At 59.7% G+C, this 12,711-nt stretch carries 10 protein-coding genes and 1 pseudogene; 8 read left to right on the top strand and 3 right to left on the bottom strand.

Annotated features, from left to right (window positions below; all coding sequences use genetic code 11):
• Nucleotides 1-45 precede the first annotated feature (45 nt).
• Nucleotides 46-786, top strand: a complete 741-nt coding sequence (locus tag BVK86_RS27730) for a cytochrome c oxidase assembly protein (RefSeq protein ID WP_075949419.1) — start codon at nucleotides 46-48, stop codon at nucleotides 784-786.
• A 26-nt stretch (nucleotides 787-812) separates the two neighbouring features.
• Here the strand turns inward: BVK86_RS27730 and BVK86_RS27725 are convergent, their stop codons facing one another.
• Nucleotides 813-1,415, bottom strand: a complete 603-nt coding sequence (locus tag BVK86_RS27725; RefSeq protein WP_075949418.1) for a TetR/AcrR family transcriptional regulator — start codon at nucleotides 1,413-1,415, stop codon at nucleotides 813-815.
• Between the two features lie 161 nt (nucleotides 1,416-1,576).
• Between BVK86_RS27725 and BVK86_RS27720 the strand changes: the two genes are divergently transcribed.
• The 4 genes from BVK86_RS27720 to BVK86_RS27705 all read left to right on the top strand — a co-directional run bounded on the left by BVK86_RS27720 (nucleotide 1,577) and on the right by BVK86_RS27705 (nucleotide 7,491).
• Nucleotides 1,577-2,743: an ATP-NAD kinase family protein gene (locus BVK86_RS27720; RefSeq protein WP_075949417.1), complete on the top strand. Its 1,167-nt coding sequence runs from the start codon at nucleotides 1,577-1,579 to the stop codon at nucleotides 2,741-2,743.
• A gap of 35 nt (nucleotides 2,744-2,778) precedes the next feature.
• On the top strand, nucleotides 2,779-4,182 hold the full coding sequence (gene gcvPA, locus BVK86_RS27715; protein ID WP_075949416.1) for an aminomethyl-transferring glycine dehydrogenase subunit GcvPA: 1,404 nt from the start codon (nucleotides 2,779-2,781) through the stop codon (nucleotides 4,180-4,182).
• Nucleotides 4,179-5,735, top strand: coding sequence for an aminomethyl-transferring glycine dehydrogenase subunit GcvPB (gene gcvPB, locus BVK86_RS27710; protein WP_075949415.1), 1,557 nt, complete (start codon nucleotides 4,179-4,181; stop codon nucleotides 5,733-5,735). The genes gcvPA and gcvPB overlap by 4 nt, the downstream gene beginning before the upstream one ends.
• Nucleotides 5,736-5,868: 133 nt before the next feature.
• Entirely contained in the window at nucleotides 5,869-7,491 is a 1,623-nt protein-coding gene (locus BVK86_RS27705; RefSeq protein WP_075949414.1) for an acyl-CoA synthetase, read from the top strand.
• Between the two features lie 70 nt (nucleotides 7,492-7,561).
• On the opposite strand, the gene BVK86_RS27700 is transcribed toward BVK86_RS27705, so the two are convergent.
• Complete coding sequence (locus BVK86_RS27700; protein WP_075949413.1) at nucleotides 7,562-7,999, bottom strand: nuclear transport factor 2 family protein; 438 nt, start codon at nucleotides 7,997-7,999, stop codon at nucleotides 7,562-7,564.
• A 277-nt stretch (nucleotides 8,000-8,276) separates the two neighbouring features.
• On the opposite strand from BVK86_RS27700, the gene BVK86_RS27695 reads away from it, so the two are divergent.
• The 3 genes from BVK86_RS27695 to BVK86_RS27685 all read left to right on the top strand — a co-directional run bounded on the left by BVK86_RS27695 (nucleotide 8,277) and on the right by BVK86_RS27685 (nucleotide 12,337).
• Nucleotides 8,277-8,798 (top strand): sigma-70 family RNA polymerase sigma factor, encoded by a 522-nt coding sequence (locus tag BVK86_RS27695; protein ID WP_075949412.1) that lies wholly within the window; start codon nucleotides 8,277-8,279, stop codon nucleotides 8,796-8,798.
• Nucleotides 8,795-9,760 carry a FecR domain-containing protein gene (locus tag BVK86_RS27690; RefSeq protein WP_075949411.1) on the top strand — a complete coding sequence of 322 codons (966 nt, stop codon included), beginning with the start codon at nucleotides 8,795-8,797 and terminating at the stop codon, nucleotides 9,758-9,760. Before BVK86_RS27695 ends, BVK86_RS27690 begins: the two co-directional genes overlap by 4 nt.
• Nucleotides 9,761-9,856: 96 nt before the next feature.
• Nucleotides 9,857-12,337, top strand: coding sequence for a TonB-dependent siderophore receptor (locus tag BVK86_RS27685; protein ID WP_075949410.1), 2,481 nt, complete (start codon nucleotides 9,857-9,859; stop codon nucleotides 12,335-12,337).
• Nucleotides 12,338-12,456: 119 nt separating this feature from the next.
• Here the strand turns inward: BVK86_RS27685 and BVK86_RS27680 are convergent.
• Nucleotides 12,457-12,579, bottom strand: a pseudogene (locus BVK86_RS27680) (hydroxyisourate hydrolase); the annotation flags it as partial.
• Nucleotides 12,580-12,711: the final 132 nt, after the last annotated feature.

Raw genomic sequence — 12,711 nt, 5'->3', positions numbered from 1 at the left:
AACTGGGTACCCAAGCGCCTCGGCGCTTGGGTCGAGGGTGTCGTCATGCCTGGATTTTCGAGTTGGATCTGGCTGGAGTTGCTGGTGGTTGGCGTGTTTGTTTGCTGGACGAGCGGGGGACCCAAAGGCTGGAAGCGTCAACCGCTGCTGCTGGGCGGTGCGGCGCTGGTGTTTTTGGTTGGCCTGCAGCCAGCGCTGGATGCCGCTGCACGCCACAGTGTTTGGCTGCACTGTCTGCAAAGCGCTTTGATTCACCACCTGGCGCCCGTCCTGCTGCTGTTTGCCGCCGTCCGCGAGTCGCCGGTTGAAGCAAGCTTCAAGAAAGAAGGGAAGGGGGTGCGCATTTGGGTGGCCATCGTCTTCGGTGCAATGAGCGGCGTATGGATGCTGCCGCAACTGCATCAAAGACTGATGGACGATGCCGCGTTGTATGCGTTGATGAAGTGGGCCATGGCGCTTAGCGGCCTTTGGTTGTGCCGGGTCATGGGCCGTTACTGCCAGCGTGCGGACGTTTCTCTGCGCCAGCAGTGGTGCTTCAGTCTGGCGGTAGCATTACCGCAGGTGCTGGTGGGTGTGATGCTGTTGTTCAGCCCTGTGTTGTATTCCATGCACGGTCACGGGGCCATGAGCGCGCAACTGGACCAGGGTCTGGGTGGTGTGCTGATTTGCTTGTCGGCATTAGTTCTACTGTGGGCCGATCGCGTTTTGCATCGTAAACCCCAACCGACGGGTAGCGCGGGTGGGGCTGGGTTGCCTGTGCGTGCGGCGGCACCCTCATGCGGATAAGCGGTGCCGCGCGAGTCGACTGTCGGTTACTTCGCCGACTCGCCGGACTTCAGCAACCCGGACGCCAATGCGATGAAACTCTCGCCCGCTTTCTCGGAGGCGGTTTGCGGGTCGTCTGCATGCGCAATCCACAGGGAGGCACCGAGCAGAGCACCCATGATCAGACGCGCTGTTGCCTCGGTGTCGACCTCCCGGATGGTCCCTTCATCCATCAGCTTTTGAATGCTGCGTTGTGTGCTGCGGATGCACCCGCTCTGGCTCGGCCACTGCGATGGGTCGCCCAGCACCGCCGGCCCATCGAGGAACACGATGCGCTGGATTTCCGGCTCCAGGGACATCTTGATGTAAGCGATGGACTCATCGATAAACCCGTCCCAGGTCGTGCTCGCCGCTTCGATAATGACCGACAGGCGCTCCATCATCTCCCCGTCGATCTGGGCGATGACCGCCTGCAGCAAGCCCTTCTTGTCACCGAAGTGATGGTACAGCGCGCCACGGGTCAGACCCGCTTGGGCGGTAAAGTCATCCATCGAACTTTCCGCGTATCCCTTCGCGGCGAATGCTTCTCGCGCAGCCTTGATCAGTTTGCCGCGAGTCTCCGCAATCATGTCCGCACGCTTCTGCGCCATCGCTCGTGTTCCTCTATAAAAAATTTAACATTCGTTGCGTATGTGAGTTGACATACTTCGCGTATGTCGTATTGTGTCCGACATACGCGGCGTATGCAATGAGCCTGGCAGATGTGTTCACAGGCTCTGAAGTACCGCCCTTCAGCACAGGATACCGACCAATGCGTGAACAGCGCGATTCAGATATTTCAATGCGTAATCAAGGCCCGGGGAAAACCCTCGGATTGATCGTCAATCCTGTCGCCGGTATGGGCGGGCCAGTGGGACTCAAAGGCACCGATGGCCCCGAGATTTTGCAGGAAGCAAGGCGTCGTGGTGCGCGGCCGGTCTCGAGCGAGCGGACTTTGCTCGCGCTAAAGCGCCTGGCTGCTTCGACAACGCCGTTTCGTCTGGTTACCGGTTCCGGGGACCTGGGCGAAGATGTGGCACGCGCCGCCGGCCTCGAGCCGATTGTCGTGTACGCGTCATCACCCGGATCAAGCCGGCCGGATGACACCCGCAATGCCGCGCTCGTCATGGCGTACGCCTCTGTCGATCTGCTGCTTTTCGCCGGGGGCGATGGTACGGCGCGGGATGTGCTGGCGATGGTCGCCGATCGCGTTCCCATCCTGGGTATCCCGACGGGCGTGAAAATGTATTCCGCCGTCTTCGGCACCAACCCGGAAAACGCCGGAAATCTTGCCGCACGGTTTGTGGCCGCAGAATCCTCCGTGCGGTTTCGCGAGGCTGAGGTCATGGACATCGATGAAGCCGCCATGCGCAACGACCAGGTCTCGGCGCGCCTGTATGGCTACGCACGCAGCCCGCACGAGCGCCACCTGACGCAAAACGCCAAGGCCGGTTCCGTGGCCAACGAAAACATGTCGCTTGACGCAGTTTCCCGACAAGTCGTCAGGGAGATGAAACCTGGCTGCCTGTACCTGCTGGGGCCAGGCACGACGACACGGCGCGTCATGACCGAACTCGGCCTGCCTTCGACGCTGCTTGGTGTAGACGCGGTCATGGACGGTGCGCTGGTGGGCTCTGATCTCAATGAGCACGAGTTGATCCGCCTGATGGCGGGGCGCGAGACCCGCATCATCGTCGGCGTCCTGGGCGGTCACGGCAGCCTGTTCGGCCGTGGCAATCAGCAGATCAGTGCCGAGGTCATCCGCCAGGTGGGGCGCGAGCAGATCCTCGTGATCACCTCGATGGACAAGCTCCTCTCCCTCGACGCCGGGTGCCTGCGCGTCGACACCGGTGACGCACACGTCGACGCCATGCTCAGCGGCCACATACGCGTGCATACAGGGCCAGACCGGTCCGTCTTTTTCAGGGTTCGATCCTGATCATTTGTTTCATCCGAAAAAACGAGGATAACCCCATGAGTAATCATGTCGCCCACCCCTATATGGCGAACTCCGTTCCTGCCATCAAACAGGAAATGCTCGACTCAATCGGTGTCGACAGCATCGAGGAATTGTTCCAGCAGATCCCCGAGGCACATCGGCTGCAACGTCCGATTGATCTGCCGCCAGCATTGACTGAGAACGAGCTGCGGCGGCACCTGGTCAGTACGCTGTCGAAGAACAAGACCTGCGAGCAGAACCTCAACTTCCTGGGCGCCGGTTGCTGGCAGCATCACGTTCCGGCGGCGTGTGACGAGGTTGTGCGTCGCAATGAGTGGCTGACGTCGGTGTTCGGCGAGCCGAGCTCCGACCACGGTCGCAATCAGGCCTGGTTCGAATTCTGCAGCCAGCTCGGCGAGCTGCTGAACATGGATCTGGTCGGCCTGCCGGTGCGCAGTTGGGGTTGCGCCGCCGGCCACGCCATTCGCATGGCCACGCGCATTACCGGGCGCAACGAAGTGGCGGTGGTACGTGCCATCGACCCGGAGCGGTTGTCGATCATCCGCAATTACTGCGAGCCGATCGATATGCCGGGCCACATCGTTGTGCGTCTTGTCGACTTTGACCCGGCGACCGGATTGCTTGATCTCGATCATCTTCGTGCATCGATCGGCTCGCAAACCGCTGCCGTCTATTTTGAAACCCCGTCCTATTTCGGTGTGATCGAACAGCAAGGCGCCGAGATCGCCGCCATTGCCCATGCCGTTGGCGCCGAGGTGATCGTCGGTGTCGATCCCATCTCGCTGGGTGTACTGGCAGCACCGATCGACTTCGGCGCGGACATCGTGGTCGGCACCACGCAACCGCTCGGCGTGCACATGAACTGCGGGGGCGGTGTCAGCGGCTTCATCGCGACTCGCGACGAAGAACTCTACGCGCATCAATACCCGACGTTGTTCATCAGCATCGCCGAAACCACCCAGCCCGGTGAATATGGTTTTGGCCTGAGTCTGTTCGAGCAATCGTCTTACGGTTTGCGTGACAAGGGTAACGATTGGACGGGGCACTCGGTGTACATGTGGGCCATCGCCAATGCCGTGTACATGGCCATGATGGGGCCGAAAGGGTTTGAGGACGTGGGCCGGATCATCCTGCAACGGGCGCACTACGCCGCGAAGCTGCTGGGTGAAATTCCAGGCGTGCGCGTGACATTCCCGTCCGGGTTCTTCAAGGAGTTCGTGGTGAATTTCGACGAAGCCGGCGTCAGCGTGAAAGACATCAACAAGCGCTTGCTCGCGCTCGGGATCTTCGGCGGCAAAGACCTGACACAGGATTTTCCAGCGCTTGGGGCCAGCGCCCTTTACTGCGTCACCGAGATTCACACCCAGGCCGATCTTCAGCGTCTGGCCGATGCACTCAAAAAGGTAATCGCACAATGAGCACAACACTCAAGGAATACCACGCTCCCGTCTGGAGCGAACCCGTCGTTCTGGAGATGGGCTATCCCGGCCGTCGCGGTGTGATTTTTTCAGACGTCGAGTCCGGTGTGCAGGCGGCTGTCGGCAGCGCCGATGGACTCATTCCGGCGAGCATGCGGCGTACGAGCAAACCGGCTTTGCCGGAGATGTCCGAGCCCGAGGTGTTGTATCACTACCTGCGCCTGTCGCAACAGACCCTGGGCATGATGAACATCAGCCTGTTCGGCACCTGCACCATGAAGTACAACGCCCAGATCAACGAGGCGATGGCCTGGCGTCCGGAAATCACCCACGTTCACCCGTATCAGGACGAAGACACCCTGCAAGGCGCGCTCGAAGTGGTGCACGGCATGGACACGATTCTGCGCGAGCTGTCCGGAATGGATCAGTTCATCTTCCAGGCGGGCGGCGGTGCCGACGCGGCTTACACCAGTTGCGCCGTGACCCGCGCCTACCATGCTTCCCGTGGTGAACTGGCGCAGCGAGACGAGATCATCACCACGATCCAGACTCACCCCAGCAGTGCCGCAACCGCCGCTGCCGCCGGGTTCAAGGTCATCACCCTGATGATTGAGGAGAACGGTTACCCGTCGCTTGAATCCCTCAAGGCCGCCGTGTCCAATCGCACAGCCGCGTTGATGGTCAACAATCCCGACGACATGGGCGTGTACAACCCGCAGATCCGCGAGTGGGTGCGGGTGGTGCATGAAGCGGGTGGTTTGTGCTTCTACGACCACGCCAACTTCAATGGCGCGATGACCAAGATTCGTGCCCGCGAGCTCGGCTTCGATGCGTGCATGTTCATGCTGCACAAAACCTTCGGCGCGCCAAAAAGTGGAGTAGGGGGCCCGGCTGTGGGCGCCTATGGTTGCTCGGCGGAACTGGCGCCGTTCCTGCCGGCACCGGTGGTGGCTTTCGATGGTGAGCGCTACAGCCTGGATTACGACCGTCCGCAGAGCGCCGGCAAGATCCGTGAGTTCTGGGGCAACGTTCCGGTGATCCTCAAGGCCTATGCCTGGTCTCGGGCCATGGGGGCTGCGGGGATGGCTGAAGCGTCCGACATTTCGGTGCTGGCCAATAACTACATGGAAAAAGGCCTGCTGGCGATTCGTGGCGTGACCCGTTCACATCCGGATGCCACCAGCCCACGGATGGAGATGACACGCTACAGTCTTGAGCAGCTCAAGGAAGACACCGGCGTCGACGTCCACGATGTGCAGAACCGCATGAGCGACTTCGGCATCGATCCCATGTGGAGCAGTCATCACCCGTGGCTGGTGCCTGAGCCCTTCACCCCGGAACCGGGCGAAATGTACGGCAAAGAGGCGCTGGACACCTGGATTGCAGTGCTCGCGCACATCTCGGACGAGGCATACGCCAACCCGGAGATCGTCAAGACTTCGCCGCATAACCAGGCGATCCACCGGCTCAAGAGCGCACCGCTGGAAGACCCTGAACATTGGGCCATGACCTGGCGGTCGTTCTTGCGCAAAAACAAGAAGCAAACCGCCTGATTCGATTTTACCGTTGCAGCGCCCTCGCCAATCGGGCGGGGGCGTTATCGAAACCTGATCAGAGCTAACAATCAGCCATCGGAGGTTTCCAGCACCGCAAAACAGGCTGGTGATCTCCCAACAGGAAAACCTCATGTCGATTTTCGAAACGGGCCTGGCGCCCTCGGCAGTCAACCACATCGCCCTTTCCCCGTTGAGCTTTATCGAGCGTACTGCCGCTGTCTATGGTGATTATCCCGCCGTGATCCACGGCGCCATCCGGCGCAATTGGCAACAAACCTATGATCGCTGCCGGCGGCTTGCCAGTGCGCTCGGCGGACGGGGTGTCGGCAAGGGCGACACCGTGGCGGTCATGCTGCCGAACATTCCCGCGATGCTTGAAGTTCACTTCGGCGTGCCGATGATTGGCGCAGTCCTCAATACTTTGAACGTACGCCTGGATGCCCAGGCCATTGCCTTCATGCTTGAGCACGGCGAAGCCAAGGTGTTGATCACCGACCGTGAGTTCCACGTGGTCATTCGTGAGGCCTTGAGCCTGCTCTCGCATCCGCCCATGGTGATCGATGTGGACGATCCGGAATACGGCGAAGGCAGCCCCGTCAGCTCGCTGGATTACGAAGCGTTCCTCGCTGAAGGTGACCCGCAGTTTTCCTGGCAATGGCCGGAAGACGAATGGCAAGCCATCTCGCTCAACTACACCTCCGGCACCACGGGTAACCCGAAGGGCGTCATCTATCACCATCGCGGAGCCTATCTCAACTCACTGGGCAATCAGATGACCTGGGCCATGGGGCATCATCCGGTGTACCTGTGGACATTGCCGATGTTCCACTGCAATGGCTGGTGTTATCCGTGGACGGTCACCGCGCTGGCCGGGACGCACGTATTCCTGCGCCGCGTCGACCCGCAAAAAATTCTCACGCTGATCCGGCAACATCGGGTCAGCCATTTGTGTGGGGCGCCGATTGTGCTTAATGGGCTGGTCAACTTGCCTGACTCGGCCAAGGCCACCATCGATCATCCGGTCGATGCCATGCTGGCGGGGGCCGCTCCACCGGCCAAAGTCATTGGCGCGGTCGAGGAGATGGGCATCAAGGTCACCCACGTTTATGGCCTGACCGAGGTGTACGGCCCGGTGACCGTGTGCGCCTGGCATGCGCAGTGGGATGAACAACCGCTGGACGCGCGGGCAAAGATCAAGTCGCGCCAGGGCGTGCGCTATCCGACCCTGGAAGGGCTGATGGTGGCCGATCCGCAAACCCTTGAGCCGGTCCCCTGCGACGGCATCACGGTTGGCGAAATCTTCATGCGCGGTAACACGGTGATGAAGGGTTACCTGAAGAACCCCCAAGCGACAGCCGAAGCTTTCGAGGGTGGCTGGTTCCATACTGGCGACCTGGCGGTTCGTCACCCCGACGGCTATGTCGAAATCAAGGATCGCCTCAAGGACATCATCATCTCCGGCGGGGAGAATATTTCCACCATCGAGGTTGAAGACGTTCTCTATCGTCACCCGGCCGTGTTGGAGGCCGCCGTGGTAGCCCGCCCGGACGAAAAGTGGGGCGAAACGCCTTGTGCCTACATCACGCTCAAGGCCGGTTATCAGGACACCCGGGAGGCCGAGATCATCCTCTTCTGCCGTGAGCATCTGGCGGGGTTCAAGTTGCCCAAAACCGTGGTGTTCAGCGAGTTGCCGAAAACCTCCACCGGCAAGATCCAGAAGTATTTGCTGCGCGATTGGGCCAAAGCCCTATAAACAGAGCCCCTGGATCAGGGGCTCTTTTCTTTTACTTGTCTCGCCTGTCGACCTTGCTGAAAAGGTCGTGTTACAGCCGGGCTACTTTCTGCGGTTCGCCGCCGCCCCAGTACAGCCAGGTCCAACTGTCGCCTTTGCGCTGGAAGACCCCGGTTGCGACGTACTGGACGACCGTCGGCTCGCCATTTTCAATCGTGTGGCCATCAATGCGGATCTGCGCCCAGGCAATGTCTGCGCGCATCCAGGACACCACCAGTTTTGGCTCCCAGCGAATGTTCAAGGTGCTCACCCAGGTCACGCCATTTTGAACGGCCTCGGTCCCCATGAAGTACTCGTCAAGGCCTGAGCCGGCGATCGCCACGTCAGGGTCGGCGAAATGCTTGGCGACATCTGAGCCTGGGGTGGAAAAGCCATCAAGCACCTTGGCGATAAACGCATTGAGCGATTCCCGGGTGGCTGCATCGGTAATCAGGGACGGTGACTGGTATCCAGCGAGGCTGTCGATCATAAATGCTCCAGATTTACTGCGGGTTTCGAGGATGTCGTTCCTTGAAGTGGGTAGAGCATACGTCCCGTATGAATTCATGCTATTTTGCATTCGCTGCGTATGTCAATAAATATACATGGCGTAGGTTTTGCGTGAACCACTTATCGAAAGGATCAACGATGTGACTTCGAAAGCAGCGGGCGGCGAGTTTCCCTGGCAACGGCATATGGCTATTGCAAATCAATCGCAGTGCGCATGACAATAAGAGTCATTATCAGTAACGAATGACTCCCTCGTCATGTCCGCCAACGAATTATCCCTGCGTAGCGCCGTTCACGATCTCTATTGCGACCATCACAGTTGGCTCAAGGGCTGGCTACGCAAGCGCCTGGGCAATGCGTTCGATGCGGCGGACCTGGCGCAGGACACCTTCGTTCGGGTGATCAAGGCTCGTAACGCGCTGGAGATCCGCGAGCCGCGACCGTACCTGTCGATGATCGCCAAAGGCTTGTTGATCGACCTGCTTCGTCGACGATCGCTGGAACAGTCTTATCTGGAAGCCTTGGCCGCCATTCCCGAATGGCAGCAGCCGTCGCTGGAGGAGCAGGCGATCCTGTTGCAGGCCCTGGTGGAAATCGATCGGCTGCTGCAAGGCTTGGGGCCGAAGGTCAAGCAGGCGTTCATCCTGTCCCAGTTCGACGGCCTGACATACCCGCAGATCGCCGAGCGTTTGAACATCAGTTCCCGCACGGTCAATAACTACATGGCCAAGGCCATGGAACATTGCTGCCTGATGCAGATCCGGTTGGAGTTGGCATGAGCCTGTCGCCTGCCGAGTTGAAAGTGATTGGCGTCGCCGCGCAGTGGTACGCCCGGCTTCGCTCGGGTGTCGCGACTGATACCGATCGGGCCGCCTGGAATGACTGGCTGATGTCGGATCCTTCTCATCACCAGGCCTGGCAGCGCATGGTCGACGTCGGCGAGCAGATGGCGAGCGTGCCGGGCTCCCTGGCTGCACCCGCGTTACGCGGCGCTGATCAATCCCGGCGTCAGGTGTTGCGCAGTGTGCTGGTCCTCGCATCAGCCGGCTCACTGGGTTGGTTGGGCTGGCGCAGTGAAGCCTCCCGGGCGCTGTTTGCCGATTTTCACACCGCAGTGGGTGAGCGCCGTGAGTATCGCCTGGCGGATGGCAGTTCCTTGCTGCTGAACACCGATACCTCGGTCAACCTGCGCTTTGATGGTCGTCAACGTACGCTCGAACTGTTGCGCGGCGAAATCCTGGTGACAACCGCCGTCGATCCTTCGCAACGGCCCTTTAAAGTCCTGACTCGTCATGGAGAGGTGCTGGCACTGGGGACGCGATTTATCGTCCGCTGCGCCGAGCAGAGTGGTGGGGTGGCCGTGATCGAGAAGGCCGTGGAGGTCCGTTCGGCGGGTAGTGGCTCGGCGTTGCGCCTGGAGGCCGGCCAGTCCCTGGCTTTCGATGAACACTCGGTGGGCGCTGTCCGGCGCAACGATGCTTCAGTCGGTGCCTGGCACCAAGGCAGCATCATTGCGATCAATCGTCCCTTGGGCGAGTTGCTGGCCGATCTTTCTCGCTATCGCACCGGCGTGCTGCGCTGTGATCCGCGCATTGCACAGCTCAAGGTGTCCGGCGCATTTCCCATTGATGACACGGACCTGGCACTGGCGGCGCTGGAGAGCGGGTTCTCCCTGCACATCGCGCGGTACAGCCGTTTTTGGGTCACCGTGTCGCCACCTGCCAATGCGATTTTCCAGTGAATTAAAAAAGTATGTGTGGGTTTGCACTTTTCATGCGCACCGTTCGGCTCATCCCTCAATGAGTTTTTACAGATCGTCTTTTGGGGGAGGGTAAGCATGTTTCGGGTGTACAAACCGGGTCGGTTGACGACAGCAGTAAAGCTCGGGCTATTGGCGGCAACGACCGCGGGCGTATGGTCAAACGTCACGATGGCGGCTCAGTTACCGGCGCAACAGCAAAACTCGGTCAAGTCCTTTGACATCGCGGGCGGCAGCCTGACCGAAGTCCTCAGTCATTTCGCCAGCGCGGCGGGTGCGGCGCTTTCGTTTGATGCGCGTCAAACCGATGGCTTGAAATCCTCCGGGCTCCAGGGTACGTACGGTATCAGCGAAGGGTTTGCGCGGATTCTGGCCGGCAGCGGCCTGCAAGCCGAACCCCAGGGCAATGGCACTTATGTGCTGCGTCCGGCACCGGCGACCGGCTCGGCGCTGGAACTGGGCGCCACCAACATCAATGGGCAAATGCTCGGTGCGACCACGGAAAACAGCGGCTCCTACACCACGGGTGCGGTGACCATCGGCAAGGGCGAGCACTCGCTCAGGGAGACGCCGCAATCGGTCACAGTGATGACCCGCAAGATGCTCGACGACCAGAACCTGAACACCATCGACCAGGTCATGGAAAAGAGCCCGGGCATTACTGTCTACGACTCGACCATGGGCGGTAAATACTTTTATTCGCGCGGGTTCCGGATGTCCGGCCAGTATCAGTACGACGGCGTTCCGCTGGACATGGGCAACCTCTACGTGCAGGCCGACAGTTTCAGCGGTGACATGGCCTATTACGATCGCGTTGAAATCCTTCGTGGTGCGGCGGGCATGATGAAAGGCTCGGGTGGCACCGCTGGCGGGGTGAATTTCGTGCGCAAACGCGCGCAGACGACCCCGCACACCGAAATCACGCTGTCCGGCGGCAGCTGGGACAACTACCGTGGCCAGGTCGACACCGGTGGCCCGCTGAACGAAACCGGCACCTTGCGCGGGCGGGCGGTGGTGGCCGAGCAGAGTCGGCATTACTTTGTCGATGACGCCAGTCGCAAGGATCAGGTGTATTACGGCGCGCTTGACGCGGACCTGAGCCCCGACACAACCCTCGGGTTGGGCGTTGCCTATGAAGACGTCGACGCCAACCCTTGCTGGGGCGGCTTGCCGCGTTACCGGGATCGCAGTGACTTGAAACTCAGCCGCTCGACCTGTCTCGATCCTTCGTGGAATACATGGCGCAGCAAGCGCACCACGGTGTTCAGTGATCTGAAGCATCAGATCAACGACGACTGGAGCCTCAAGGTCGCCAGCGTCTATACAAAAAACACCCAGGACATCAAATACGCATTCGCTTCCGGCGCGGTGACTCCCGGCACGAACACCACCGGCATGCTCGGCAGTATGTACGATTACGATCAGGTCGATTACGGCCTCGATGCGTACGTCGATGGCAAGTTCGACGCGTTCGGTCAGAAACATGAGTTGGTCGTGGGCTTCAACGCCAGCCGTTCGAAAAAGGACGACTTCTACTCGGTGGCGTTTCTGCCGCAACGGCAAAACGTGTTCAACCCCGACAAACATATCCCGGAGCCGGCTGACAGCTACTTCATCGATAACTCGTCTCGCGGCGGGCCGGTCAATTCAGTGACCAAACAGAAGGGCGTTTACTCGACACTGCGGTTGAAACTGGCCGATCCGTTGACCTTTGTGGTCGGCACCCGGGTGAGCTGGTACAACTCCGATACCGACTCCGACTTCATCAACACGGGGACTTCGGAACACGCCAGTACCACCGAGACCGGGCAAGTCACGCCATTTGCCGGCGTGCTGCTGGACCTCAACGAGAACCTGACGGCCTACGCCAGCTACTCGGACATCTTTACCCCGCAAGGCAACTACCGCTCCGAGGATGGTTCGGCGCTCAAACCGCTGGTTGGCCAGAGCTATGAACTGGGGATCAAGGGCGCCTGGTACGACGGTCGCCTGAACAGCTCCTTCAACCTGTTCCGCACGATCCAGAAAGATCAGGCACAGACGGACTTCAACTCGTCCTGCCCATCCTCCGACGGTTACTGCTACGTCAATGCCGGCAAGGTTCGCGCCCAGGGTTTTGAGGCCGAGATCAGCGGTGAAGTCATCGAACGCCTGCAATTGCTCGCGGGCTACACCTACACCCAGACCAAAACCCTGGATGACATCGACAGCAGCCTGAACGGCGCCGCGTTCAACAGTTACGTGCCTCGGCATATGCTGCGGATGTGGGGTGACTACGCCTTGGGCGGATCGTTGGAACGCTTCACCATCGGTGCCGGTGTGAACGCGCAAAGCGACAACTTCCGGGTGTCTGCGTCCAGTGGCGAGAAAATCAGCCAGTCAGGTTATGCGATCTGGAACGGCCGCATCGGCTACCGCATCGACGACACTTGGTCGGTGGCGCTCAACGGCAATAACCTGTTCGACAAACGCTACTACGCCACCATCGGGACCGAGGCTTTCGGTAACTACTATGGGGATCCGCGTAACTTCATGGTTTCGGTAAAAGCGAGTTTCTGATTCGAAAGGAAAACCAGTCCGAACGTCTGTTCTTTGGCCGGATTTCGAACTCAAGTGATGCTGGCACATAAAAAGAGCCCGGTTCTGCATTCGGGCTCTTATCTATTCTCGCCTATTCCTTAATTTCCACGGTAAGTGGAAAAGCCATAAGGGCTGAGCAGCAACGGAATGTGGTAGTGGGGAACAGTACCGTCCACTTCGAAAATAACCGGTACTTCCGGAAAGAAGCTGGCCATCTTGTGTGCAGTGTCCCGTCCTGAATAAGGTTTACACCTTCTGACTTCTTTTCAGGAAGGTGCAATGGATACGGGCACGAAGCGCAGTCAGCGTGATTACACACTGACTTTTAAATTATCGGTTGTCGACCAGGTCGA

The sequence above is a fragment of the Pseudomonas reinekei genome, assembly GCF_001945365.1.
Lineage (GTDB): Bacteria > Pseudomonadota > Gammaproteobacteria > Pseudomonadales > Pseudomonadaceae > Aquipseudomonas > Aquipseudomonas reinekei.
The sequence above is the reverse complement of the archived record's forward strand: the minus strand, read 5'-3'. Positions and strand labels throughout refer to the sequence as shown.